The sequence below is a fragment of the Microbacterium sp. EB106-03-03-XG65 genome (genome assembly GCF_058791955.1).
In genome coordinates, this window is sequence record NZ_JBYTEB010000002.1 from 606,383 (window position 1) to 630,654 (window position 24,272).

A 24,272-nucleotide genomic window follows, 5' to 3' on the forward strand; every position below is an offset into this window, starting at 1 on the left:
CCCCCTCCAGGATGCGCCAGAGTCCGATCCGCGTCTGCGATCCCGACCCGATCCCGCCGCCCTCAGCGCCGGATCGAATCGTGGAACGGGTTCGGCTCGAGCGTGAAGTCGGTCGAGGCGTCGGCCCAGGTGCTGCCGTCGATCGTGGACCGTCTGCGTCGCAGCGCCGCGATCGCCGTCGTCACGGGAACGCCGACGGCCAGGGCTGCCGCGCCGCTGAACGACCGATCTGCCGAACCCAGCACGCTCGCACGGTGCCAGGCCTCGTGAAGGGCTCCACCGCGAGCCGCCGGCACCGTCTTGACCGACAGTCCCCCGGCACGCCGCAGGGCCACGAGCTGCTCGACATGCGCCCACCAGGTCGATTCGGAGGTGGGGTGGAAGTAGTTGTCGCGCAGCCAGTCGGGGTGCGGATGCCGGAAGCGCCCGGCCACGACCTCGCTGCGTCCGCCCAGCAGGCCGCTGCCCACGAACACGGTGTTCAGCAGGCTCTTGCTCACTCCGAACGAGTCGAGGGCGATCACCGGCACCCCGAGGGCCACTGCTTCGACGGCCGCGGTCGAGCTGACGGTGACGAGCCCCGCCGCGGTCGACAGCGACGACGCCATCGAGTCGTACGACACGACGAGGTTGTCCGGCCGCCGGACAGGCAGCAGGTCGAGGTAGGGATCGCGTTCGAGGTGCGTCTCGGACTCCCCCGGGCGCGACCGCAGCTTCACCACGACACGGCGGTTCGGGTCGGCCTCGGCAGCGCGCACGAGGGTCGCCGCGATCTCAGCACGCTCGGGGCGCCCCATGGGCACGAGGGCCTGCGCGGCGAACACGATGTCGGTCGCCGGCGGCCGCACCGGACGCGGCGGCTCAGGATGCTCGGCCACCATGCTCGGCGAGCGTCGGGCGGCATCGACGGCGAGCACACGCGGACGGTCGTGTGCGAGCATCCGGGATCGTGATCGGGCGAACGGCAGAGTCGCGAGCGCCGTCGGCATCTGCACGCCGATGCGGCGTCCGAGGTCGGCGAACGCGCGCTGCTCGCGGTGCGAGTGCACGACGAGCAGATCCGCATGCCGGCGGTAGTCGAGCGCCCCGCGCTGGGCGGGGATCGCCATGCCCGGCAGTCCGGCCACGACGACGGGTCGCTGGCTCAGCACGTCGACGATGCGTCCCATCAGACGCACGAACGGTCCGCGCCCCGCCACGAGGACCACATCGGGTCGCTGCGCGTCGAGCCAGGCGGCGGCGCGGGCGAAGGCGATGCGGGTCACGCTGTTCGCGGGCATGCCGGTGCCGGCCAGTGCCGTGCGCTGCTGCTCGACACTCGCGGTGAGCGGCGTCTGCACGAGCAGCAGCTGCGGGCGGATGCCGGGGATGCTGCCCAGCAGCGATGCCGACCACTTCACGAAGGAGTCGGCGTCGGCGATCGCGACCACCCGCAGCGCGCCGGACGCGCTCGTGCCCTCTGCGAACTCCGATGCCATCATGCAGAGACGCGACGCAGCTTCGCCATGGGCGCGCGCTCGCTGTCGAACACGCGCTTGACGCCGTCGCCGAGCGCCATCTCGATCACGCGGATGTCGCGCACGAGATGCTCGAGGCCCGCGGGCTCGAGCGACGCCGCGTGGTCGGATCCCCACATCGTGCGGTCGAGCGTGATGTGGCGTTCGACGGCGACGGCTCCGATCGCGACGGCGGCGAGCGAGATCTGCAGTCCGCGCTCGTGGCCCGAATAGCCGACCGGCACGCCGGGGTAGCGGTCACGCAGGGTCGCGATCGCCCGCAGGTTGGCCTCGTGCGGCTCGAGAGGGTAGGTCGAGGTGGCGTGCATCAGCACGACCCGGTCGGTTCCCAGGGTCGCCAGGGCGCGATCGATCTGCTCGATGGTCGACATGCCGGTCGACAGGATGATCGGCTTGCCGGTGTCGCGCAGCGCCACGAGCAGCTCGGTGTCGGTGAGGCTGGCCGAGGCGACCTTGTGAGCCACGACGTTCAGGTCTTCGAGGAAGTCGACGCTGGGCACGTCCCACGGCGAGGCGAACCAGTCGAGCCCCTGCATGGTGGCGTGATCGCCGATCGCGATGTACTCGTCGCGGCCGAACTCGACGCGGCGACGGTAGTCGAGGTAGCTCATCGTGCCCCACGGCGTCTCGCGCGGCACGTCGCGCATGTGCTCGGGCGTCGAGATCTCGGGGGTGCGCTTCTGGAACTTCACGGCGTCGGCACCCGCCTTCGCCGCGACATCGATGAGCCGCTTGGCGATGTCGACGTCACCGTTGTGGTTCAGGCCGATCTCGGCGATGACATAGGCGGGGTGACCGCCCCCGATGACGCGCGCGCCGATGCTGACTGTCATGATTCCTCCGCTGGTCGAGATGGCCTTCTCCCATGGGTACGCGCCGAGTGTGAACGAGCGGAGGCCTGGGGGTTACCGGCGTCGGTCAGTCCGGCAACACCCGCTCGATCAGCTCGCGCACCGCCCCCTGACCACCCGCGCGACGCAGCACCACGCGCGCGGCGTCGATCACGAGCGGGTGGGCGCCCGCGACCGCGACAGGCCAGCCGACGATGCGCAGCGCGGGCAGGTCGTTGACGTCGTTGCCGAGGTAGGCGATGTCGGCGAGCGGGATCTCGTTCTCCTCGGCCCACGCGCGCAGCGCCGACTCCTTGTCATCGATCCCGTGCAGCACGGGTACCCGCAGCTTGTCGGCTCGCGCGCGCACCACCGGGTTCACCTCGGTCGAGAGGATCAGCATCGGGATGCCGGCCTTGCGCAGCAGCGACACTCCCATCCCGTCCTCGCGGCTGACCCGCACGCGCTCCACGCCGTGGGCGTCGATGGTCGCGGTGTCATCGGTATGGACTCCGTCGAAGTCCGTGACGACCGCACGAACCGGTATCCGCTCGGGCGACTCGTAGAGTGCGGCGAGCGCCCTGGCCATGCGCAGCTGCTGTTCGTCGTCGATCTCGATCGCCGACCACTCGGGCACCTCGGCGATGCGGATGCGGCCGAAGAACCGGTGCTTCGCGGCGCGGAAGCCGTCGGCGCGGAAGACGTAGAACGCCCCGGTCTCGAGGAAGTGCGGTGCGCGATCCTGTCGGCGCGGCCGATGGGCGGCGTCGTGGTTGAGGGCGACGGCGGTGCCCTCGTCGGCCCCACGCTCCTCGGCTCTGCACCACAGGAAGCCGTAGGTCTCGTAGGCGGCGAAGACCGAATCCGCCCGGTCCTCGGCGACGTGCGAGATCGCTGAGGCGAGGGCATCGCTCGGGATGAAGGGCGACGTGGCCTGCAGGAACGCCACGACATCGACCCGCTCCCCGGCCCGATCGAGCTCGTCGAGGGCGTGCAGGATCGCGCTCTCCGACGAGGCCGTGTCGCCCGAGAGGGCGGCCGGTCGGCGCACTATCCGCGCCCCGGCGGCCGCGCCGACCGCCGCGATCTCGTCGTCGTCGGTCGACACCACGACGAGATCGATGCGACCGGATGCGAGCGCACTGCGCACCGCGCGCTCGACGAGGGGCACCCCGCCCACCCGACGCACGTTCTTGCGCGGGACCCCCCGCGATCCGCCGCGGGCGGGAATGATCGCGACGGTCCTGACCGCGGCGCCCCCCACCGCCGGCGGCGTCGTGTTCGTCGTCGTGCTCGTCGTCTCGGGAGTCATCCCATCACCGTCCTCTGATCGCTCTCCACGCTCGGCCCAGACGCCGCCGTGCTCCCTGCGCCGTCAGCCGAAGCTCCTCGGCCCGCCCCACGCCGCCCGCCGGTCGCAGCACACGCCGCACGATGCTCTCATCCGGCGCACCGGGAAGGCGCAGCTCCGCGAGCCGGTCGGCGCTGAAGTACCGAGATCGATCGGCCGAACTCAGCTCTGCGAGCAGCTTCTCCGCCCGGGGCCGCAGATGTCGGGCCGCCCTCGGCTGCATCGCGTACCCGACCGCGTCGATCAGCAGCTGCATCCGCTCGGGGTCGCGATACCGGGAATCGGCTCGGGTGAGCGCATCGACGATCGTGGCCGGCACCCGGTTGCTGTTCTCATAGGGCGTCAGGCGCGCGAGAACCGTGTCGGCGCCGACCGCGTCGATCTCCCGGCCGAACACCGCTCGCACGGTCGGGAGCGCCGTCGAGAAACCGGCGATCACCGCGCGCGCGTCGAGCCTCTGCGCGAGCATCTCCGCCGAGAGTCCCCCGCGGTACTCGCAGAACCCGACCCCGTGCGAGCGGGCTCGGTCGCGCAGGGCGTCCGTGACGAGCGGAGGGGCCGACGGATGCGGCTTGAAGACGATGCGGTGCGGGCGGTATGCGGCGGCCCTGTCGATCATCGCGGTCTGCAGAGCGACCTCTTCGCTCTCGCTCACGAGGCCCAGCGCCGACAGGTACTGGCCGAGCACGAGCACGGTCGAGGGGTCCGCGTCGAGATGTGAGGCACCGTCGGCAGCATCGGCAGAGTCGGCGGCGGTGCCCTGATCGACTTCCGCCGTCTCGGGCACGGCATCCGCGACCTCGCTCAGCACGGCGCCGAACAGCGCCGGCGGCACCGGGATCGTCTCGGCGTGCGGGGATCCGACCAGTGGCACGACTCCCGGTACCACGTCGGCGTGCACGACTCGACCGATGCGCGCGGTCACGGTGTGCGGCAGCGCGATGCGCATCGGCGAGTACGTCATCAGCCCGTCGCCGATGATCGTGAGGCGTGCGTGCGGGAACACGAGCATCAGCGTGTGGGCCGGGGCGACCTGCGGGCTCTGCAGCAAGACCTCGAGATCGTCGTCGAGGTTCCACGCACGGGTCAGCAGGCGCCGCAGCAGCGGCAGGTCGGCGGGGTCCGGCTGCCACGAGCTGGGATGCAGCGGCCCGAGCAGCTGATCGAGGTCTTCGACCCGGTCGAAGCGCGCGCGCAGGCTGCAGAGCGCAGGATCGTCGACGATGCCGACCGAGGTCTCGGGCACCCGGGCCGAATGGAACGGCACCAGCAGGCGCTCACCCCGCTCGCCCAGAAGCCCCCCGTCGATCGCCGCGGCCGCGGTCGCGAGTCCGTAGGCGCTGTGCAGTGCGAAGAGCTGCGTCATGCGCTGTCCACACTCACCCTGTCCACGCCCACGTCGTTCACGCCCACACCGTCCACGCCCACCGTGCGCAGCAGCGATGCCAGCACTCGACGACGCGGCCCGTCGAGGCGAGCCAGCACGGCCCGCGTCTCGCCCGCGGGCAGCCGTTGCAGAAGACTCCGGATGCCGGTGCGCATCTCGCCGCGCAGCGCCGGCGCCATCCGGCGTGCGCGCACCAGATGCCGCGAGCTCAGGGCCAGCGTCGTCCACACGGCTTTGGGAAGGAAGCGCTCGGCGTCGGCATCCGCCTCGACGATGTCGAGGACCTCGTGCATCGCCCGCACGAAGTCGAGCTGTCGTCGGTCGCGGATCTGCGTGAGCGAGGTCGAGAGCCCCCGACGGTAGAGCAGCGCGGGCGCATCGACCACCGCGAACGAGCGCGCCTGCAGATGCAGACGCCAGATCCACGGACGGTCCTCGGCCGTGAAGAGACCGGGGGTGAATGAGGCCAGGCCGTCGTCGAGAACCCGGCGATGCATGATGCCCGCCCAGGCGAACGGGTAGTCGATCATCGTCGGCTGGTCTTCGGGCAGGATCGCGTCGCGGGGCGAAGCGACGGCGTCGCGCCACGCGTACGGCGCAGGCTTCAGCACCCGCACGCCGTCGGTGACCGTCACATGATCGGTGCGAACGAAGTCGCAGCCGAGCTCATCGAGACGGCGCACGAGCACGTCAAGGCGACGCGGCTGCATCCAGTCGTCACCGTCGAGAAAGCAGAACGCCTGCCCCTCGACGTGCTCGAGTCCCTGATTGCGCGCTGTCGCGAGCCCGCGCGGTGCCAGGTTGGTGATGACCTCCGCGTGCTCGAACCGTTCGGCGTACCGCCGCATCAGGGCGCCGGTGCCGTCGCGCGAGCCGTCGTCGATCGCGACCAGCTTCACCGCGGCAGGGTCGTCGAACTGACGGGTGAGCGTGTCGAGCGTCGTGCCGATGTATGCGCCCGCGTCCTTGGCAGGAAGGATGACGGTGACGAGCGGTGTGCGCACGGGACTCCCGGGGTGGACGGTCTCGGAATGGTGCCAGCCGTTCGTTGCCGGTCGGAGGCGACGAGGTGAACGCGAGGTGTCCGGCGCCGCGAGTTCGCGTCGATCGTGCCGATCGGCGACGATGGTCTCATGCTGTGGCCGTTCGGAACGACGTGGCGCCCGGTGCGTCAGAAGCGGCGCGCCACGGTCGACCTGCGCTGGCTGAGCGCGCGCACGTGGACCCGCCGCTGGTACCCGCAGGGCGTCGATCTCGGCGAATGGCAGGGTCGCCGCACACTCGCCGTGAGCTGGTTCCGACAGAAGCTCGACGGCACCCACCTCGCCTCCCGGGTCGCGTTCGTCGACCTCGAACGCTCGCGACACCTCGATGTGCTGCTCGCGGTCGACGACGACGGCACGCTGCAGCCGGCGCCCATCCATGCCGGCGGTCTCGCGTGGTTCGGCGATCGCCTGTTCGTCGCCGCGACCGGTCGCGGCATCTGGGAGTTCGATCTCTCCCGCATCCGACGCGTGCGCGGGGTCGATGCCCGTCGAGTCGCCGGCCTGTCGGGACGCGGGCTGCGCGCATCCGCTCTGGTCGCGGTGCGCACACGCGTGCACGCGATCGACCTGCGCTGCTCCTACCTCGGCCGCGTGTTCGATGCCGACGGCGCTCCTCTACGGCGAGTGCTGATCGGCGAGTACCTGAAGACCGACACCGGCAGGATCGCCGAGTACACGGTTCCCGAGACCGACGACGGAGTCTTCGAGGAGCAGGAGCGGTTCACACCGGGGCTCCCGCGCATGCAGGGAGCCGTGCGCTGGGGCGAGCGCCATTTCGTCTCGCAGTCCGACCGGATGCACCCGGGCGCACTCTGGACAGGAAAGCGCGACGCGCTCGTGCGCGACCGGGTGCCGCTGCCGGTCGGCTGCGAGGACCTCGCCCTCGACCTCGACGCGAAACTGCTGTGGTCGCTCGGCGAGCATCCGTGGCACCGCGTCGTACGCGGCATCCCGTTCGCGTCCCTCGGGATCGATCCGTAGCGATCGCGTTCCCAGCCGGCGCCTCAGAGCGCGAACGTAGACTGTTCGGGTGAAGAACCGTGCGCCTTTCCTCGTCTACACCGTGCTGCGGCTGTTGGCGTTCCTCGTCCCGCTGGCCGTGCTCTGGTTCTTCTTCCCGATCTTCCGGGAGTTCTGGTGGCTCGCCGCGATCTTCGCCGCGCTCATCGGCGTGAGCATCTCGATGCTCTTCCTGCGCGCGCCGCTCGCCGACGCGTCAGCGCGCCTGGTCGAGCGCCGAGGCGGGCGCAGCGAGACCGCTCAGGCCGATGCGGATGCCGAGGACCAGGCGATCGACGGCACGACGTCCGCAGAGTCCGGCAGCACCGAGCCCCGCTGACTCCGGCGGTGGCATCGGGCGCAGGTCAGCCGGCGAACGCCCAGAACAGCGCTCCGGCGTAGAGCAGTGCCGTGAGAGAGGTCAGCGCCAGCGCGATCACGAGTTCCTTCGCCTGGCGGTAGGTCCAGACGATCAGGATCGCCGGCAGCCCGGCGAGCAGCGCAAGCAGACCCACCCAGGCGATCGGGTAGAGCAGCGCGAGGAATGCCAGGATGCCGAACGGCACGAGCACGAACAGCGTGAACAGCACCTGCGTGGCACGCCGGCCGATGAGCACCGTGAGCGTGCGCTTGCCGACCGCACGGTCCTGGTCGATGTCGCGCAGATTGTTGGCGAGCAGCACCGCGCACGCGAAGAGTCCCGCGGCGATCGCTCCGAGCCAGGCCTGCTGCGGCAGTTCGAAGGCCTGCACCCAGGTGGTGCCGAGGGTCGCGACCAACCCGAAGAACACGAAGACGAAGACCTCGCCGAGTCCGTAGTAGCCATAGGGGCGCTTGCCGCCCGTGTAGAACCAGGCGGCGACGATGCACGCGGCGCCCACGGCCAGCATCCACCACTGCTGCGTGCGGATCACGATCGCGAGACCCACGAGCGCGGCGAGCGCGAAGAACACCAGCCCGACGATCAGCACCGTGCGCGACTTCACCCGGCCCGACGCGGTGAGGCGTGCGGGGCCGACCCTGATCGCATCCGTGCCGCGGATGCCGTCGCTGTAGTCGTTCGTGAAGTTCACGCCGATCTGCAGCAGCACGGCGACCGCGAGGCAGGCGAGGGCGATCACCCAGTGGAACTCCGGTCCGGTGCTGAGAGCAGCGCCGGTGCCGATCACGACGGGTGCGACGGCGAGCGGCAGAGTGCGCAGGCGTGCGGCGCCGATCCAATCGCCGGCTGTCACCGGACCCGCCTCGACGGCCGGCCGGTTGGCGGGGTTGCCGACCGCCCGCTTGGCGGGATTGCCGCTCACGCGGACCTGGTTCTTCTTGCGCTTCGAGGATGCTGCCACGCAGGGAATCCTACTGGCCGCGGCGAAGGCGGCCGTCGAGCACGGCGCGTCTTCTCGTGTCGGGTCAGGCGTTCGGGTTGCTGTCCTTGCCGTCGAGCCAGAGCGTGTCTGAGGCATCGCCGTGCGCCCCGCCCTTGCCGACGTGCTTGTCGCTGATCTTCGGTCCCTTGAGGATCACGTGGACCATCGCCTGAGCGTGGCCGTGCCCGAGGCCGTAGTCCTGCTTGAGCCAGTTGAGCACGACGGTGGATTTCGTCGTCTCATCGAAGCCCTGCTCCTTCGCGAGTTCGATGAACTGGCGAGGGGTGAGGCCGGTCTGCGTCTCGACCTTGTCGAGGTATGCCTGGAAGGACATGGGTTCTCCTGGAGTGGGTGGGGTTCAGTCCTCGGCGAGGAATGTCTGGATGATGGTCGGCGAGGCGTGGATGCACAGGATGCGCAGGGTGCGCGCGCCGATGTTGGTGAAGGCATGGGGAACGAAGGCGGGCCCGGTCGCTGTATCACCGGCGTGCGCGGCGAACGTGCGATCGGCGACGGTGATCTGCGCAGTGCCTTCGAGCACGACCCAGGTCTCGGAATACGGATGCCAGTGCAGCCCCGGGCCTTCGCCCGGCTGGTTCTCGACGTAGAAGTACGAGACGTCGGCCCCGTGCGCTGCGCCGACGAACTTACGGCTGCGACCGGTGCCGAGGCGGATATCGGCCCCCGTGACGATCGAGGCGGCGGTAGACGAGGTGTTCATGGGTCCAGTCTCGACACGACGGTCGCGCCGCCCTACAGTTTCGATGTGGATCGAAACATAGCGACGCGGGGTGCCGCGCCGATCGAAGGCGTCGAGCATCCCGCTCACCGCGTCGAGTTCGCCCTGAGCCCCGGCGATGTCGAGGCCGTGCGCTTCGGGATCTCGCCCGGGCATGAGCTCGCGCACGCCGTGCGGGTGCTGCTGCGACCCGAGCAGCACCCCCTGCAGTGGGGATGGCTGCGCGCCGTGCGCGATCGGCTGCCCCGAGAGAGCTTCCGGCTGCTGGCGGCCGTGATCGGCGACGACGGCTACATGCCTGATTTCCTCACCGCCACGCCGCAGTGGGACATGTCGCCCGAGGCGGAGCTCGAGGCACTGCGCCGCGCACCGGTCGAGCCGATGCGCGTGGATCTGGGCAAGATGGTGCAGCGCGCGTCGGGCGAGCGCAGGCGCGCGCTGGCGGAGATGCGAGAGGCTCCCGATCGCGCGCGCGGTCTGATCGCGGATGCCTGGTCGGATGTCTGGTCGGCCGCTCTCGACCCGGTGTGGCCACAGCTCGAACGGCTCCTGCGCGCCGACATCGCCGTGCGCGCCCGAGTCATCGCGTCATCGGGCATCGCGGGAATGGCGGGCGGGCTGCATCGCGCGGTCAGCTGGGGCGACGGCGCCGTGCTCGTCTCGCTGCGCCGACACAGTGAGATCGTCGACTGCCACGGCAGCGGGCTCGTGCTCGTGCCCTCCGTGATGTCGTCGTGGGGATGCATGGTGCTCACCGAGCCGCCCGCGCAGCCCACGCTGTTCTACCCGGCGCGCGGCGTGACGGCGGGGTGGGCGCGCAGCACGCGCGAGATCGAAGAGGCGCTGGGCGCGCTGCTCGGTCCGGCACGCGCAGGCATCCTGCTCTCGTCGAGCGCTGCCCGCACGACGACGCAGGTCGCGGCGGATGCCGGGATCGCAGCCTCGACGGCCTCGCACCACCTCACGGTGCTGCGACAGGCGGGACTCGTGGCGAGCGAGCGCGACGGAGCGCGCATGCTGCATCTGCGCACTCCGCTGGGCGAGGCGATGGTCGGCGCGGTGCTCTGACCGGGATGATGGGTCGGTGCTCCGAGCGGGCTCTGAGCTCGTCGCCGGGTCAGACGTCGTCACCGACCGGGATGATGGGTCGGTGCTCGTAGTACGTCTGCAGCACCACCGTGGTGCGGGTGCTGACGTTGGCGGCGGTGCGGATGTCTCGCACCAGCTCTTCCAGCGCGCGCGGCGAGGGCACGCGCACGAACAGCATGTAGCTCGCGTCGCCGGCGATCGAGTGGCACGCCTCGATCGCGGCCAGATGCTCGAGGAGCTCGGGGGCATTGTCGGGCTGCGCGGGGTCGAGAGGCGTGATCTCGATGAAGGCCGACAGCGGCGTGCCGACGAGCTCAGGATCGAGGATCGCGCGGTAGCCGGAGATGACTCCACGCGTCTCGAGACGACGAAGGCGCGACTGCACGGCCGAGACGGACAGACCCACGGCGTCGGACAGCTGCGCCAGCGTGGCGCGCCCGTCGCGCGAGATCTCGGCCAGGATCGCGAGGTCGACAGAATCATCCATGGATGTAAGATTATCGTCAGTATTCCGTTTAGACCGGAATTTTTACGCCGTGATCCGCGATCGGAGGTTCCATGTCCACTCCCACCCTGAACACTCAGGCCATCGTCGGCGAACCCGAGGTCGTCGAGGACGCATCGGTCGCGGAGTCCTCGTCCGCCTGGGCGCAGCTGAAGGACGCGGCGATCGCCCTCCGCGAGATGCAGATCAAGGACGGATCGATCCCGGATGCCGCGCACCACGCGGCCGCCCGCGATCTGGTCGCCGCCATCACCTCCGGCATCCGCGCGCTCGCCCCCGCCTTCCCGCACGACGCCGAGTACCTCGCCGCATCGGTCGTCGACTTCGACCGCTGGGTCGCCGAGGGCTTCGGCGTGCCGGACTTCCTCGACTCACTCATGGCGTTCCAGCCGCAGCAGCACCGCGTCGACGGCATCCGTCATCTGGTCGTCTTCCCGATGTACACGCAGAACGGTTCGAGCGATCGTCTCGTCGAGGCTCTGATCGTCGAGACGATCTGGCCCGAGTTCATCGCCGCCCTCGAGGCCGGCGACTACGGCAACAAGCTGTTCGTGTCGCTGCGTCTCGTCGACTTCACCCCCGGCTACGACACGAACTCCGCCGTGCTGTTCCCCGAGACCGTCGCGATGCGCGAGATCCCGTCGTTCACGTGGGGCGCGATCTTCCAGGACCGTGAGGCCGCGCGCTACCGCCGCGTCACCCGTGCCGCTGCCGCGATCACCAACCTCGACCTGCCTGAGCGCGCGAGCGCGATGCTCGACGATCAGCAGGTGGCTGAGAAGACCTTCGTCATGTGGGACATCATCCACGACCGCACCCACATGCGCGGCGACCTGCCCTTCGACCCGTTCATGATCAAGCAGCGGATGCCGTTCTTCCTCTACTCGCTCGAGGAGATGCGCTGCGACATGACGGCGTTCCGCGAGTCGGTGAACATCGAGCGCACCCTCGCGGCCCGCATCGCCGCGGGTGAGGAGCTCACCGAGACCGAGCAGGAGATGCACGACTACGCGCACCTCGTGCAGTACGCGGTGATCTTCGACCGGATCTTCCGCTTCTCGATCACCGGCACCCGCACGCGCAACTACGACGCCGTCGGCGGACAGCTGCTGTTCGCCTGGCTGCACCAGCGCGGCGTGCTGCACTGGACCGACACGGCGCTCACCTTCGACTGGGACAACGTGCCGGATGCCGTCGTGGCTCTGGGAGACGCGATCGACGACCTGTACTGGCACTCGATCGACCGCCCGAAGGTCGCGCACTGGCTCGCCGCGTACGACCTCGTGCGCGGCACGCTCACGCCGCACCCGGCATCGCAGTGGGCCCGCGGTTTGTCGGACGAGATCCTCGCCGGCGCGCCGAAGGGTTACACGGATGCCGTGATGGACGACGAGTTCCCGCTGTCGATGTTCTTCGAGACCCTCGACAAGAAGATGAAGGCGGTCATCGAGTCGACCGTCGGCATCCGGGGCACCGACGACTGACTCGAATCGCGCATTTCTGGGGTCCGATCGTGTGGTGCGACCGGACGCAGCGTCTGCGGCCATTCCTGCCCGGGGTGGCCGCAGAGCTGTTTCTTCACGAGAGTTGAGCACATGAGCGTCACCGACCGCACGATCCTCCTCGCCGGAGCCACCAGCCCGTCTGGCCTCGCCCTGGCGCGAGCACTCGTCGACGCCGGGGCGCGCGTCGTCGCCACCGGCCGATCCTCAGAACGGCTGCACGCGCTCGACGCACTCGGCGCACAGGTCGAGGTGGCCGACGCGACCTCGCTGGCGTCGATGACGGAACTCGCTTCCCGCCTGCAGGCGATCGACGCCGTGATCCCGCTGGTCGGCGGCTGGCGCGGCGGAGGGGGCCTCGCCGGGCAGACCGACGACGACCTGCACGCGCTTCTGCCCGCGTTCGATGCGGTGCGCGCCACCAGCCGCGCCTTCGACTCCCTGCTGCGCGCCTCTGACGCCGGACGTTTCGCGATCGTCTCGTCGACAGCGGTCGGTCGCCCTCTGGCGGGAGGCGCGAACTACGCCGCCGTCAAGGCCGCGAGCGAGGCGTGGACGCGCGCGGTGGCGCAGGGCTTCGCGAAGGCAGCGCGGGATGCCGTCGAGCCCCTGCGCGCGGCATCGGTCGTCTTCCGCGCCAAGGCACTGGACCCGGACTCGCTCGCGCCGCAGGTGCTCACACTGTGGGATGCGGACGCCGCCGATCTCAACGACCGGATCATCACGCTCGACTGAACGCCGCAGCCCGTTCCGCTGCCGACGCGTTCGGCTGGTGACGCCGTTCCGCTAGCGGCGCGCCTCCGGCACCTCAGGAGGGAGCCCTCGGAGCGGCGGCGGAGCATCCGCGACGCGCGCATCGACGCTGCGGTCCTCCGCGGAATCCGCTCGGCCCTCGGCCACCGCGTCCGCGTTCCACTCGGCGCCGGTGCCCGTGCCGCCGCCCGTGTTCTCGCCTGCGTCGTCGGGTGCGCCGTCGCCGTCGGGTACGCCGTCGCCGGGATTCTGCTCCGGCGCGTTCGCGTAGAGCTCGGTGAGCTTGCGATACGACTTCGTGAAGAAGGCCAGCGTCGCGGCGATCACCATGATGATGCCCGCGAACAGGCAGATCAGGGCGATGCCCCGAGCCTCACCCTCACCCAGCAGCCATTCCCACTGCTGCTGCCCCTCGGGCGTCCTCATGTACGGGATGATCAGGAACTCCGCGATCGGCGCGATGAGGAATGCCGTGATCGGAGCGGCTGCGGCCTCCATCGCCGCGGCGACGCCGAACACGCGCCCCTGCCTGTCATAGCGGACGACCTTCTGGATGATGGTCTGCTCGGCCGCCTCGACGGGCGGCACGAGGGCCATGTAGATCCACATGCCGACGACGTAGAGCGGCCACCATTCGCGCAGCATGAACACCGACCCCAGGATGCCCATCGCGATCACGACGAGCAGCAGGGTGCGCATGGGTTTCGCCCCGAGGCCGAACTTCGCCACGAGCCCGCCGCCGATCAGGAACCCGGTCGACGCGAACGCCAGCGCGAAGCCCCACATCTGCGCGTCGAAGAGCGTGAGACCGTACGGATCCATCAGCGCCATGTACACGCCGCCGATGAGGTTGTTGAACGTCGAGAAGATGATCAGCGCGAACAGTCCGGGGGCCAGCCGGATCGCCGCCACACTGCCGCGGAAGTCGAGGGCGCTCTTCGCATCGGGGTCTGGCTGCGGCGCCCCCTCGGGGATGCGGATGAAGAGCAGGTGCACGAAGGTCAGCACCATCGCGCCGATCGCGATCGCGAGCGTCCACCCCATGCCCAGGAAGCCGATGGACAGCCCGGAGAAGACGCTGGTCACGAGGAAGGCCAGACCCTGCACCGTGCCGACCAGGCCGTTGGCGTTGGCCCGTCGATCTTCGGGGACGAGCAGCGTGACGGTCGTCGAGAGCGCGATGTTGCGGAGCTGCTCGATCACCCCGCCGAACAGGATGATCGCCGAGAACAGCCAGAACCACGGACCGCCGAGGTCGAGCAGCGCCGCCTCCGGCTGCCAGACGTAGAGAACGCCGGCGATCAGGAAGGCGACCGCCGAGATGACGCTCGAGAGCAGCATCACCGTGTGTTTGCGATTGCGATCGACGATGGTGCCGAAGATCATCGCGAAGAAGGCGATGAACAGCATGTACGCGCCGCCGATGACGCCGGTCGCGAGCACGGACTGCGTCTCGATGTAGACCCAGAAGGTCAGCGCGAACCACAGAAAGCTCGTCGTCACGTTCGCGATGAGCGTGTTGACGAGGACGTTCGCGAAGGCGGTCTTCGCAGCGCTGCGCTCCATGAATTAGAGGGTAGGCGGGGCCTCGGACATTCGCTAGAGCGGTATGCCGGCCGGGGGACGCCGGGCTCGGCATCCGCCCGTAGGCTTGTGCGGTGACTATTCAGCATGACCCCGCGGTCCGGGGCTTCGCCAGCGACAACTATTCCGGCGTCCACCCCGAGGTCCTCGCGGCCATCGCAGCGGCGAACGGCGGCCACCAGGTCGCGTACGGCGAGGACGCCTACACCGCCCGTCTGCAGGAGGTGTTCCGCGCCCACTTCGGCGAGGGCGTCCAGGCGTTCCCGGTGTTCAACGGCACGGGCGCGAACGTCACCGGTCTGCAGTCGATGCTGCCCCGCTGGGGAGCCGTCATCGCGGCATCCTCCGCGCACATCAACGTCGACGAGGGCGGAGCGCCCGAGAAGATCGGCGGATTCAAGATCCTCGCCGTCCCGACCGACGACGGCAAGCTCACGCCCGAGCTCGTCGACCGCGAGGCCTGGGGCTGGGGCGACGAGCACCGCGCGCAGCCGCTCGTGGTCTCGATCACGCAGTCGACCGAGCTCGGCACCCTCTACTCCGTCGACGAGATCCGGGCTCTCGCCGATCACGCGCACGAACGCGGCATGACCCTGCACCTCGACGGCGCGCGCATCTCGAACGCGGCCGCAGCCCTCGACGTGCCGCTGCGCGCGTTCACCCGCGACGCCGGCGTCGACGTGCTCAGCTTCGGCGGCACGAAGAACGGCGCGATGCTGGGCGAGGCCATCGTGGTGCTGAACCCCGAGGCATCGAACGGACTGCAGTACTCCCGCAAGTTCAACATGCAGCTGTCGTCGAAGATGCGCTTCGTCTCCGCCCAGCTCATCGCGCTGCTCGAGGGAGACCTGTGGCTGCGCAACGCCCAGCACGCGAACGCCATGGCGCAGCGACTGCGCGGGGCGATCGAGGCCGGCATCGCGGCCGGCGAGATCACCGGCGTCTCGTTCACGCAGCCGACCCAGGCGAACGGCGTGTTCGCGCAGCTGCCCGACGGCATCGCCGACCAGCTGCGCGAGAAGTTCCGCTTCTACGACTGGGATGCCGCGCGCAACGAGGTGCGGTGGATGTGCGGCTTCGACACCGAGGAGTCCGACGTCGACGAGTTCGTCGCAGAGCTCGCGCGCCTCACGACACGCTGAGCTGAGCGGAACTGAGCGGAGCGGCTAGCGCAGCAGACCGAGGTTCGCGAGCGCCAGGCGGATGAGGGTGCCTCGCCCGCCCTCCATCTCGGCGGCGACGGCGTCCGACGCCGCGGCTTCGGGCGAGAACCAGGTGACCTCGAGTGCATCCTGGCGCGGCTCGCACGTGCCCGTGACCGGCACCACGAACGCGAGCGAGACGGCATGCTGGCGGTCATCGTGGTAGGCGCTGACCCCCGGGATCGGGAAGTACTCGGCGACCGTGAAGGGCAGCGGCTGCGGCGGCAGCAGCGGGAACGCCATCGGGCCCAGATCGTTCTCGACATGGCGGAACAGCGCATCGCGGATCGTCTCGCCGAACCGCACTCGGCCCGAGACGATGGTGCGCGTCATCTCGCCCATGGGCGTCGAACGCAGCAGGATGCCGATCTCGGTCACCTGCCCGGAGCCATCGGTCCTCACCGGGATCGCCTCGACGTAGAGCATGGGCAGATGGCGTCTCGCCTCCGCCAGCTCGAAGTCGCTCAACCACCCCGGGTTGGAGTCACGCGAGGGCTGTGCGGCGCCGAAGCCCTCCATGCCGTCGTCGGGCTCGGGGTCGGGATCAGGTGTGCGGACGGCCATGTCTCCTTTCTACCAGCAGCACCCTCCGGCGAACACCGACTTGAGGCCACGACCGGCATACGATCCGACGATCGTCTCCTGCGGGTGTCGGACGGCGCTGGCAGGATGGGACCGTGAGCGAAGAACTGATGATCGACGGGCTCGTCACGCGCTGGTCGACGGAAGATCGCGCGGGGATGCCGCTGCTGGTGCTGCTGCACGGATACGGCGCCGACGAGCACGACCTGTTCGGTCTCGTCCCCTACCTGCCGGACGGCATCGTGGTCGCGTCCGTCGCCGCCCCGCTCGCTCCCCCGTGGCCGATGCCCGGGCGCTCGTGGTACGCCATCGAGGATCTCGACGGCCGCAGCTCGGCATCCGTCACCGTCGCGGCAGAGGCGTTCCTGCGCTGGCTCGACGATATCAGGGCCGACGCCCCTGCCGTGGCCCTTCTCGGGTTCTCGCAGGGTGCCGCCGTCGCCCTGCAGGCCATGCGACTCGCGCCCGGGAGCATCGACACCGTGGTGGCCCTCAGCGGTTACGCCGCGCCCGGCGAGCTGCCGGGCGACGATGCGCTGACCGAGGCGCGACCGCACGTCTTCTGGGGCCGAGGCACGAACGACCAGGTGATCCCCCAGGCGCTGGTCGCGCACACCGCCGAGTGGCTTCCGGCGCACTCCGAGTTGTCCGGACGCGTCTACACCGGGCTCACGCACAGCATCTCGGAGGAGGAGCTCCGAGACGTGCGCGCGTTCCTCACGAAGTGGTTGGAACGCGCCGGCGAGGCGTGACCGCCCCCGCACGCAGCCGCGACACGCCCGGGGTTGCGAAACTCCGACACGCCCGGGTATCGTCGTTGAGTCCTGTCCGCCGTGTCTGGAAGTCCTTTGATCTGATCCGTCGCCTCCGCGCTCATCTTTCCGCGCGCTGACCCGACGATCGCCGACTCCACGGCAGACCACCGCCCGCTGTCCTTCGACAGCGACCCGCTCAGACGGGCCCATCGGGCGACCGGTGTCAGTGCACCCTCGCACTGGACAGGAGACACCATGTCAGTCCCCACTCTTCATTCATCGGTCACCCTCGATCGACTCACCTTCACCTGGCCCGACGGCACGTCAGCGCTCGACTCGGTCTCCGGATCATTCGGCTCCGGTCGCACCGGCCTCGTCGGTCGCAACGGCGCCGGCAAGTCCACGCTGCTGCGGCTGATGGCGGGCGAGCTGACCCCGACGGCCGGGCACCTCACCACCACCGGCGAGGTCGCCTACCTGCCGCAGCAGCTCACACTCGACGTCGACCGCCGGGTCGCCGATCTTCTCGGAGTGGCTCCCGCCCTCGATGCCGTCCGTGCGATCGGCGCGGGCGACGTCGATCAGGTGCACTTCGACACGGTCGGCGACGAGTGGGACATCGAAGCGCGCGCCGAGATGTCCCTGGCAGACGCCGGGCTCGCCCCCGAGTTCCTCGACCGGAGGGTCGGCGAGCTGTCGGGTGGTGAGGCCGTGCTGGTCGCGATCGCCGGCATCCGTCTCCGGCGCGCGCCGATCACCCTGCTCGACGAACCGACCAACAATCTCGACCGCGACGCCCGCGCGAGACTCGCGGCGATGGTCCGCTCGTGGAAGGGCACACTCATCGTTGTCAGCCACGACCTGTCGCTGCTCGAACTGATGGACGACACCGCCGAGCTCTACGCCCAGACGCTGAGCGTGTTCGGCGGGCCGTACTCCGAATGGCGCGCCTGGTTGGACGCCGAGCAGGATGCCGCGAGGCAGGCGGAGGTGACGGCGAAACAGGAGTTCCGCAAGGAGAAGCGCCAGCGCATCGAGGCCGAGGTCAAGCTCGCCCACCGAGCGCGCACCGCCAAGAAGGCCGAGATCGAGAAGCGCGTGCCGAAGATCGTGGCCCACGGGCGCAAGATGGCGGCCGAGGTGTCGGCGGGCAGGCTGCGCACGGAGGTCGGGGCGAAGGAGGATGCCGCCCGCACCGCGCTCGACGAGGCGGGGCGGCGCCTGAGGTCCGACGCGTCGATGAAGATCGAGCTGCCGGATCCGCAGGTGTCACGCAGTCGTCGCATCGCGACGATCGGCGACGGCGAGAGGTCGTGGATTATCCAGGGCCCCGACCGGGTCGCGCTGATCGGGCGCAACGGCGCCGGAAAGACCACGCTGCTCGAACGGCTCGTGGCCGACGTCGGCCACGACTCCGGAGAAGCGCTGCCGCTCGACGCGGACCGTCCCGATCCGTCAGGTGACGACGCGGATCTCCGGAGCTCCGGAGCGCGCCTCGTCGCGACAGCTCTCACCGACCGGATCGGCTACCTGCCGCAGCGCGTCGACGGGCTCGACGAGAACCGGTCCGTATTCGAGAACATCGCGGATGCCGCACCGCAGGTGCCCGAGAAGGAGCTGCGCAATCGCCTCGCACGGTTCCTCATCCGAGGGGCCACCGCGGAGCGACCTGTCGCCGCTCTGTCAGGCGGGGAGCGGTTCCGCGTGACTCTGGCGAAACTGCTGCTCTCGGACCCCGCACCCCACCTCGTGGTGCTGGACGAGCCGACGAACAACCTCGACATCGACACGGTCGACCAGCTGGTCGAGGCGCTCCGGGCATACCGCGGGGCGGTGCTGGTCGTGAGTCATGACGATACGTTCCTCGCGCGTCTCGACCTGGGACTCACGCTCGAGATCGACGTCGACGGCTCACTGACCGCGAGGTGAGCTCACGCCCGTCGGCTCCGCATCGCCCGGGTATGGGCGATCGCGGGGTCGGCGGCGAGCAGGGTGTAGTCCTCGGATTCTCGAGGGACGAGCGCGACCCGCCCCTCGGCGTCGTGGGCGATCCCCCACCCGTAGCGTTTTCCCAGCGGTGATGAGCGCAGGCAGGGCTGCCCCTTCGAGAAGAACGCCTCGCGTGCGGCGGAGTCGTCGGGGTCGATCCCGGCACGCAGCGCATGGGTGGTGAAGATCACGTCGTCGGAGGTGCGCGCATACGGCTCCTGCGCGATCAGTCGATAGTGCAGTGCGGCGATCGTGGGCCTCTCACCCGTCGGCGGCTCTTCGGCGTGGTCGACGGGACAGTCTTCTGCGACCTCGATGAACGTGCTCGCGTAGTTCGTGGTGTGCGTCGCCATGCCTACAGCATGCCCGCAACCTCGGACAATGCCGACCCCGATGTCGGTGGCACAGGTGATGATGGAGGGATGAGCGACGTGCTCGACCGCTTCACCCCCGCCACACAGGATTGGTTCCGGGGTGCCTTTCCCGAACCCACGCCCGCTCAGGCCGGCGCATGGAACGCGATCTCGGCTGGGAAGCATGCGCTCGTCGTCGCGCCGACGGGTTCGGGAAAGACGCTCTCGGCGTTCCTCTGGGCGATCGACAGCGTCTTCCGCGAACGCACCGAGAACACGGCGGCCCCGGCGAAGAGCTCGAAGGCCGCGGATGCCTCCCGCACCCGCATCCTCTACATCTCGCCGCTGAAGGCGCTCGGCGTCGACGTCGAGCGCAACCTGCGCTCCCCGCTGATCGGCATCGGTCAGTCGGCCCGCCGCCTGGGTCTCGAGGCACCCGCCGTCACGGTCGGCGTGCGATCGGGCGACACCACCTCGAGTGATCGACGCAAACTCGTCTCCGACCCACCCGACATCCTCATCACGACCCCCGAGTCGCTGTACCTCATGCTGACCAGCCGCGCGGGCGAGACGCTGCGCGACGTGCACACGGTGATCATCGACGAGGTGCACGCGGTGGCCGCGACCAAGCGCGGCGCGCATCTCGCCGTGAGCCTCGAACGGCTCGACTCCCTGCGTCGCTCGCATGGCCACGACGAACCCGCACAGCGCATCGGTCTGTCGGCGACCGTGCGACCGATCGACGAGGTCGCGCGGTTCCTCGGCGGCGCGGCTCCTGTCGAGATCGTCGCCCCGCCGGCGTCGAAGACGTTCGAGCTGGGCGTCGTCGTCCCCATGGACGACATGACGAACCCGCCTCCGCCACCCGGCGCCCCGAAAGACACCGGCGATGCCGCGGGGGCCGAGTACACCGAGGTCACGGGTTCCGTCTGGCCTCATGTCGAAGAGGCGATCGTCGACCGCATCCTGCAGAACAAGTCGACCATCGTGTTCTCGAACTCACGGCGCCTGGCCGAGCGCCTCACCGGGCGTCTGAACGAGATCTACTCGGAGCGCATCGGGGTCGCCCTGCCCGAGGCCGCCGTGCCCGCGGCCATGATGGCGCAGGCAGGAGCCACTGCCGGAGCCGATCCCGTGCTCGCCAAGGCGCATCACGGGTCGGTCTCCAAAGAGCAGCGCGCTCAGGTCGAGGAGGAACTGAAATCCGGAGTGCTGCGCTGCGTGGTCGCGACGAGCAGCCTCGAACTCGGCATCGACATGGGCGCGGTCGACCTGGTGATCCAGGTCGAGGCCCCGCCGTCTGCCGCGTCCGGTCTGCAACGCGTGGGCCGCGCCGGGCACCAGGTCGGCGAGATCAGCCGCGCCGCCCTCTTCCCGAAGCACCGGGGCGATGTGCTGCACACCGCGATCGTCACCGAGCGGATGCTGGCGGGCAAGATCGAGGCGATCCAGGTGCCGCGCAATCCGCTCGACATCCTGGCGCAGCAGACGGTCGCGGCCAGTGCGCTGGGAGCCATCAGCGTCGAGGAGTGGTTCGAGACCGTGCGACGGTCGGCCCCATTCCAGTCGCTCCCCCGCTCGGCCTATGAGGCGACGCTCGATCTGCTCGCCGGACGATTCCCTTCGGACGAGTTCGCCGAGCTGCGCCCCCGCCTCGTGTGGGACAGAGACGCCGGCACCCTGACCGGTCGCCCCGGTGCACAGCGCATCGCCGTCACGAGCGGTGGCACGATACCCGACCGCGGCCTGTTCGGCGTGTTCGTGGCCGGCGAGACGACCGGCGCGCGCGTCGGCGAGCTCGACGAAGAGATGGTCTACGAGTCGCGCGTGGGCGATGTGTTCACGCTCGGCACGACCAGCTGGCGGATCGCCGAGATCACCCACGATCGGGTCAACGTGATCCCCGCATACGGACAGCCCGGCAAGGTGCCGTTCTGGCACGGCGACGGCATCGGACGGCCGTTCGAGCTCGGCGAGGCACTGGGCAGGTTCTCCCGCGAGGTGGCGGCGGCGACCCCCGAGAAGGCCGCCCAGCGACTGATCGAGGCCGGGCTCGACGAGCAGGCGCGGATGAACCTGATGGCGCATCTGACCGAGCAGCGCGAGGCGACCGGAACGCTGCCCACCGACCGCACCCTCACGGTGGAGCGCGGTCACGACGAGGTGGGCGACTGGCGTGTCATCCTGCATTCCCCCTACGGCATGAAGGTGCACGCGCCGTGGGCGCTGGCGATCAACGCCCGCGTGCGTGAGCGTCTCGGCGTCGAGGGTTCGGCGGTCGCGAGCGACGACGGCATCATCGTGCGCATCCCCGATGCCGAGGCCGAGCCGCCGGGCGCCGAGCTCTTCGTCTTCGACCCCGACGAACTCGAGCAGCTGGTGACGCAGGAGGTCGGCGGGTCGGCGCTCTTCGCCTCGCGATTCCGCGAGTGCGCCGCCCGCGCGCTGCTGATGCCCCGCATGAACCCGAACAAGCGCACGCCGTTGTGGCAGCAGCGTCAGCGCTCGGCGCAGCTGCTCGAGGTGGCACGCCGGCACCCGACCTTCCCGGTCATCCTCGAGACACTGCGCGAGGTTCTTCAAGACGTCTACGACCTGCCGTCGCTGCGGAGGCTCGCGATGTCGATCGCCGACCGGCGCATCCGACTCGTCGAGACCCAGCCGTCTCAGCCCTCGCCCTATGCACGCGACCTTCTGTTCGGCTACGTCGGGGCCTTCATGTACGAGGGGGACTCGCCTCTCGCCGAGCGCCGGGCAGCCGCCCTGTCGGTCGACCCTGCGCTGCTCGGCGAGCTGCTGGGCACGGTCGAGCTGCGCGAGCTGCTCGATCCCGCCGTCATCGCGCAGTTCGAGCGCGAGGCCCAGCGGCTCGATCCCGAACGACACGCGCGTGGCCTCGAGGGCGTGGCAGACCTGCTGCGGATGCTCGGGCCGATGGATGCGGCCGAGATCGCCGAGCGCCTCGACCCCGACACGGGCGACGCCGCCGAGCACCTCGATGCCCTGATCGCCGCGCGCCGCGCGATCCCGGTCACGGTCGCCGGCGCCACCCGCGTCGCCGCGATCGAAGACGCCGGCCGCCTGAGGGATGCGCTCGGCGCGGCGCTTCCGACCGGCATCCCGGTCGCGTTCCTCGAGCCTCTCGCCGATCCGCTCGGTGATCTCCTCGCGCGGTACGCCCGCACACACGGCCCGTTCACGACGGAGGCGGTGGCGACCCGCTTCGGGATCGGCGCCGCAGTCGCCCGCCACACCCTGCAGCGACTCGAGCATGCCGGACGCCTGACGAGCGGATACTTCCTTCCCGAGGCATCGGGCTCGGCGAACGAGACCGAGTGGTGCGACACCGAGGTGCTGCGGCGTCTGCGCATGCGCTCGCTCGCCGCGATCCGCGGCAGCGTCGAGCCCGTGTCGCCGGAGGCCTACGCGCGATTCCTCCCGGAGTGGCAGCATCTCAGCCGCCCCCTCGAAGGGCTCGACGGCGTGCTCACGGTGATCGAGCAGTTCGCCGGTGTGCCGATCCCCGCGAGCGCCTGGGAGTCTCTCGTGCTCCCCTCGCGTGTGCGCGACTATTCGCCGGCGCTTCTCGACGAGCTCACAGCCGCCGGCGAGGTCATCTGGTCGGGGCACGGCACGCTTCCGGGTCGTGACGGATGGGTGTCGCTGCATCCGGCCGATCTCGCGCCCTTCACGCTGCCCGAGCCCGACGACGAGATCGCGGCCGACTCGCTCGAAGCGCGTGTGCTCGCCGCTCTCGAGGCGGGTGGCGCCTACTTCGCCTCGCAGTTGAAAGACATGGCGGGCGCCGAGAACGAGCAGTCAGTGCTCGAAGCGCTCTGGTCGCTGACCTGGGCGGGCAGGGTGACGAACGACACGTTCTCGCCGATCCGGTCGCTGCTCGGCGGCGGATCCCAGGCTCATCGCGTCACCCGACGCGCTCCCCGCGCCCGCACCTATCGCGGTATGTCGCTGACCCGCACCGCGCCACGACCGACGTCGATCGGCGGCCGGTGGTCGCTGCTCCCTGCGGTCGAGACGGATGCCGCTCGACGCGCGACCGTCACCGCAGGGCTGCTGCTCGACCGCTACGGCGTCGTGACGCGCGGTGCCGTGCAGGCCGAGGGCGTGCCCGGCGGCTTCGCGCAGGCCTATCGGGTGCTCGCCGGTTTCGAAGAGGCCGGGCATTGCCGGCGCGGCTACGTGATCGAGCGGCTCGGCGCCGCGCAGTTCGCGGCCTCGGCCACGGTCGACCGGCTGCGCACGTTCGCGGGTCTCGGCGACCCGCCGCCGCGTGCGGCCGTGACCCTCGCGGCGACGGATCCCGCGAATCCCTATGGGGCGGCCCTCGGATGGCCGAAGCGTGACGACGTCTCGCATCGTCCGGGACGCAAGGCCGGCGGCCTGGTCGTTCTCGTCGACGGATCGCTCGTGCTGTACCTCGAGCGCGGCGGCCGCACCGTGCTCTGCTTCACCGACGACGCCGATGTGCTGCGCGCCGCGGCAATCGATCTCGCTTCGACGGCGCGTGCCCGACGGCTCGACACGCTCACGGTCGAGAAGGTGAACGGCGACGGCGTCTACGGCACCGACCTCGCGCTCGCCCTGCAGGAGGCCGGGTTCGTCGCCACGCCCCGCGGGTACACGCTGCGCAAGGCGATCTGATGCACGGCGACCCTCAGCGCGCGAGCGTCCGGAAGGAGATCTCACGTCACGAAGGAGCCGATC

At 70.0% G+C, this 24,272-nt stretch carries 21 protein-coding genes; 9 read left to right on the plus strand and 12 right to left on the minus strand.

What is annotated here, in order from left to right:
- Window positions 1–62: 62 nt before the first annotated feature.
- From AC3WS6_RS16265 to AC3WS6_RS16285, 5 genes are all read right to left on the minus strand, one after another.
- A complete protein-coding gene (locus AC3WS6_RS16265; protein WP_492502038.1) occupies window positions 63–1,481 on the minus strand; it encodes a DUF6716 putative glycosyltransferase in 1,419 nt (472 codons plus the stop codon).
- Window positions 1,478–2,350 (minus strand): N-acetylneuraminate synthase family protein, encoded by an 873-nt coding sequence (locus AC3WS6_RS16270; protein ID WP_492502039.1) that lies wholly within the window; start codon window positions 2,348–2,350, stop codon window positions 1,478–1,480. Before AC3WS6_RS16270 ends, AC3WS6_RS16265 begins: the two co-directional genes overlap by 4 nt.
- A gap of 85 nt (window positions 2,351–2,435) precedes the next feature.
- A complete protein-coding gene (locus AC3WS6_RS16275; protein WP_492502040.1) occupies window positions 2,436–3,659 on the minus strand; it encodes a cytidylyltransferase domain-containing protein in 1,224 nt (407 codons plus the stop codon).
- Between the two features lie 4 nt (window positions 3,660–3,663).
- A complete protein-coding gene (locus AC3WS6_RS16280; protein ID WP_492502041.1) occupies window positions 3,664–5,064 on the minus strand; it encodes a polysialyltransferase family glycosyltransferase in 1,401 nt (466 codons plus the stop codon).
- Window positions 5,061–6,089 (minus strand): glycosyltransferase family 2 protein, encoded by a 1,029-nt coding sequence (locus AC3WS6_RS16285; RefSeq protein WP_492502042.1) that lies wholly within the window; start codon window positions 6,087–6,089, stop codon window positions 5,061–5,063. Before AC3WS6_RS16285 ends, AC3WS6_RS16280 begins: the two co-directional genes overlap by 4 nt.
- A gap of 129 nt (window positions 6,090–6,218) precedes the next feature.
- On the opposite strand from AC3WS6_RS16285, the gene AC3WS6_RS16290 reads away from it, so the two are divergent.
- The gene (locus AC3WS6_RS16290; protein WP_492502044.1) at window positions 6,219–7,112 is read left to right on the plus strand and encodes a hypothetical protein; all 894 of its coding nucleotides are present in this window, start codon (window positions 6,219–6,221) and stop codon (window positions 7,110–7,112) included.
- A gap of 49 nt (window positions 7,113–7,161) precedes the next feature.
- Complete coding sequence (locus AC3WS6_RS16295; RefSeq protein WP_492502045.1) at window positions 7,162–7,470, plus strand: DUF4229 domain-containing protein; 309 nt, start codon at window positions 7,162–7,164, stop codon at window positions 7,468–7,470.
- A 25-nt stretch (window positions 7,471–7,495) separates the two neighbouring features.
- Here the strand turns inward: AC3WS6_RS16295 and AC3WS6_RS16300 are convergent, their stop codons facing one another.
- From AC3WS6_RS16300 to AC3WS6_RS16310, 3 genes are all read right to left on the minus strand, one after another.
- Entirely contained in the window at window positions 7,496–8,473 is a 978-nt protein-coding gene (locus AC3WS6_RS16300; RefSeq protein WP_492502046.1) for a 1,4-dihydroxy-2-naphthoate polyprenyltransferase, read from the minus strand.
- A gap of 64 nt (window positions 8,474–8,537) precedes the next feature.
- Window positions 8,538–8,828 carry a DUF4287 domain-containing protein gene (locus AC3WS6_RS16305; protein WP_492502047.1) on the minus strand — a complete coding sequence of 97 codons (291 nt, stop codon included), beginning with the start codon at window positions 8,826–8,828 and terminating at the stop codon, window positions 8,538–8,540.
- 24 nt (window positions 8,829–8,852) lie between these two features.
- A complete protein-coding gene (locus tag AC3WS6_RS16310; RefSeq protein WP_492502048.1) occupies window positions 8,853–9,215 on the minus strand; it encodes a cupin domain-containing protein in 363 nt (120 codons plus the stop codon).
- A gap of 45 nt (window positions 9,216–9,260) precedes the next feature.
- Here AC3WS6_RS16310 and AC3WS6_RS16315 point away from each other — a divergent pair, with 45 nt between their 5' ends.
- Complete coding sequence (locus AC3WS6_RS16315; RefSeq protein WP_492502049.1) at window positions 9,261–10,301, plus strand: ArsR/SmtB family transcription factor; 1,041 nt, start codon at window positions 9,261–9,263, stop codon at window positions 10,299–10,301.
- A gap of 49 nt (window positions 10,302–10,350) precedes the next feature.
- On the opposite strand, the gene AC3WS6_RS16320 is transcribed toward AC3WS6_RS16315, so the two are convergent.
- Window positions 10,351–10,809 carry an Lrp/AsnC family transcriptional regulator gene (locus AC3WS6_RS16320; protein ID WP_492502050.1) on the minus strand — a complete coding sequence of 153 codons (459 nt, stop codon included), beginning with the start codon at window positions 10,807–10,809 and terminating at the stop codon, window positions 10,351–10,353.
- A gap of 71 nt (window positions 10,810–10,880) precedes the next feature.
- On the opposite strand from AC3WS6_RS16320, the gene AC3WS6_RS16325 reads away from it, so the two are divergent.
- The gene (locus AC3WS6_RS16325) at window positions 10,881–12,311 is read left to right on the plus strand and encodes a DUF6421 family protein (RefSeq protein WP_492502051.1); all 1,431 of its coding nucleotides are present in this window, start codon (window positions 10,881–10,883) and stop codon (window positions 12,309–12,311) included.
- A gap of 111 nt (window positions 12,312–12,422) precedes the next feature.
- Window positions 12,423–13,064, plus strand: a complete 642-nt coding sequence (locus tag AC3WS6_RS16330) for an SDR family NAD(P)-dependent oxidoreductase (RefSeq protein WP_492502052.1) — start codon at window positions 12,423–12,425, stop codon at window positions 13,062–13,064.
- A gap of 51 nt (window positions 13,065–13,115) precedes the next feature.
- On the opposite strand, the gene AC3WS6_RS16335 is transcribed toward AC3WS6_RS16330, so the two are convergent.
- Window positions 13,116–14,648 carry an MFS transporter gene (locus tag AC3WS6_RS16335; RefSeq protein ID WP_492502053.1) on the minus strand — a complete coding sequence of 511 codons (1,533 nt, stop codon included), beginning with the start codon at window positions 14,646–14,648 and terminating at the stop codon, window positions 13,116–13,118.
- Window positions 14,649–14,740: 92 nt separating this feature from the next.
- Between AC3WS6_RS16335 and AC3WS6_RS16340 the strand changes: the two genes are divergently transcribed.
- Window positions 14,741–15,808, plus strand: coding sequence for a threonine aldolase family protein (locus AC3WS6_RS16340; protein ID WP_053097565.1), 1,068 nt, complete (start codon window positions 14,741–14,743; stop codon window positions 15,806–15,808).
- A gap of 24 nt (window positions 15,809–15,832) precedes the next feature.
- Here the strand turns inward: AC3WS6_RS16340 and AC3WS6_RS16345 are convergent, their stop codons facing one another.
- Complete coding sequence (locus AC3WS6_RS16345) at window positions 15,833–16,432, minus strand: DUF4916 domain-containing protein (protein WP_053097566.1); 600 nt, start codon at window positions 16,430–16,432, stop codon at window positions 15,833–15,835.
- Window positions 16,433–16,545: 113 nt separating this feature from the next.
- On the opposite strand from AC3WS6_RS16345, the gene AC3WS6_RS16350 reads away from it, so the two are divergent.
- Together AC3WS6_RS16350 and AC3WS6_RS16355 are read left to right on the plus strand one after the other, a co-directional pair.
- The gene (locus AC3WS6_RS16350; RefSeq protein WP_492502055.1) at window positions 16,546–17,202 is read left to right on the plus strand and encodes an alpha/beta hydrolase; all 657 of its coding nucleotides are present in this window, start codon (window positions 16,546–16,548) and stop codon (window positions 17,200–17,202) included.
- A 258-nt stretch (window positions 17,203–17,460) separates the two neighbouring features.
- Window positions 17,461–19,134 carry an ABC-F family ATP-binding cassette domain-containing protein gene (locus tag AC3WS6_RS16355; RefSeq protein ID WP_492502056.1) on the plus strand — a complete coding sequence of 558 codons (1,674 nt, stop codon included), beginning with the start codon at window positions 17,461–17,463 and terminating at the stop codon, window positions 19,132–19,134.
- 2 nt (window positions 19,135–19,136) lie between these two features.
- Here the strand turns inward: AC3WS6_RS16355 and AC3WS6_RS16360 are convergent, their stop codons facing one another.
- Complete coding sequence (locus tag AC3WS6_RS16360) at window positions 19,137–19,547, minus strand: DUF6157 family protein (protein WP_056279641.1); 411 nt, start codon at window positions 19,545–19,547, stop codon at window positions 19,137–19,139.
- Between the two features lie 69 nt (window positions 19,548–19,616).
- Here AC3WS6_RS16360 and AC3WS6_RS16365 point away from each other — a divergent pair, with 69 nt between their 5' ends.
- Window positions 19,617–24,209 carry an ATP-dependent helicase gene (locus tag AC3WS6_RS16365; RefSeq protein WP_492502057.1) on the plus strand — a complete coding sequence of 1,531 codons (4,593 nt, stop codon included), beginning with the start codon at window positions 19,617–19,619 and terminating at the stop codon, window positions 24,207–24,209.
- The last annotated feature ends 63 nt before the right edge of the window (window positions 24,210–24,272 follow it).

Coding starts and splice junctions, on each gene's coding strand:
- AC3WS6_RS16265 (WP_492502038.1), bottom strand. CDS start 1,481: ATGATGGCATCGGAGTTCGCAGAGGGCACGAGCGCGTCCGGCGCGCTG.
- AC3WS6_RS16270 (WP_492502039.1), bottom strand. CDS start 2,350: ATGACAGTCAGCATCGGCGCGCGCGTCATCGGGGGCGGTCACCCCGCC.
- AC3WS6_RS16275 (WP_492502040.1), bottom strand. CDS start 3,659: ATGACTCCCGAGACGACGAGCACGACGACGAACACGACGCCGCCGGCG.
- AC3WS6_RS16280 (WP_492502041.1), bottom strand. CDS start 5,064: ATGACGCAGCTCTTCGCACTGCACAGCGCCTACGGACTCGCGACCGCG.
- AC3WS6_RS16290 (WP_492502044.1), top strand. CDS start 6,219: ATGCTGTGGCCGTTCGGAACGACGTGGCGCCCGGTGCGTCAGAAGCGG.
- AC3WS6_RS16305 (WP_492502047.1), bottom strand. CDS start 8,828: ATGTCCTTCCAGGCATACCTCGACAAGGTCGAGACGCAGACCGGCCTC.
- AC3WS6_RS16310 (WP_492502048.1), bottom strand. CDS start 9,215: ATGAACACCTCGTCTACCGCCGCCTCGATCGTCACGGGGGCCGATATC.
- AC3WS6_RS16320 (WP_492502050.1), bottom strand. CDS start 10,809: ATGGATGATTCTGTCGACCTCGCGATCCTGGCCGAGATCTCGCGCGAC.
- AC3WS6_RS16325 (WP_492502051.1), top strand. CDS start 10,881: ATGTCCACTCCCACCCTGAACACTCAGGCCATCGTCGGCGAACCCGAG.
- AC3WS6_RS16330 (WP_492502052.1), top strand. CDS start 12,423: ATGAGCGTCACCGACCGCACGATCCTCCTCGCCGGAGCCACCAGCCCG.
- AC3WS6_RS16335 (WP_492502053.1), bottom strand. CDS start 14,648: ATGGAGCGCAGCGCTGCGAAGACCGCCTTCGCGAACGTCCTCGTCAAC.
- AC3WS6_RS16345 (WP_053097566.1), bottom strand. CDS start 16,432: ATGGCCGTCCGCACACCTGATCCCGACCCCGAGCCCGACGACGGCATG.
- AC3WS6_RS16355 (WP_492502056.1), top strand. CDS start 17,461: ATGTCAGTCCCCACTCTTCATTCATCGGTCACCCTCGATCGACTCACC.
- AC3WS6_RS16360 (WP_056279641.1), bottom strand. CDS start 19,547: ATGGCGACGCACACCACGAACTACGCGAGCACGTTCATCGAGGTCGCA.
- AC3WS6_RS16365 (WP_492502057.1), top strand. CDS start 19,617: ATGAGCGACGTGCTCGACCGCTTCACCCCCGCCACACAGGATTGGTTC.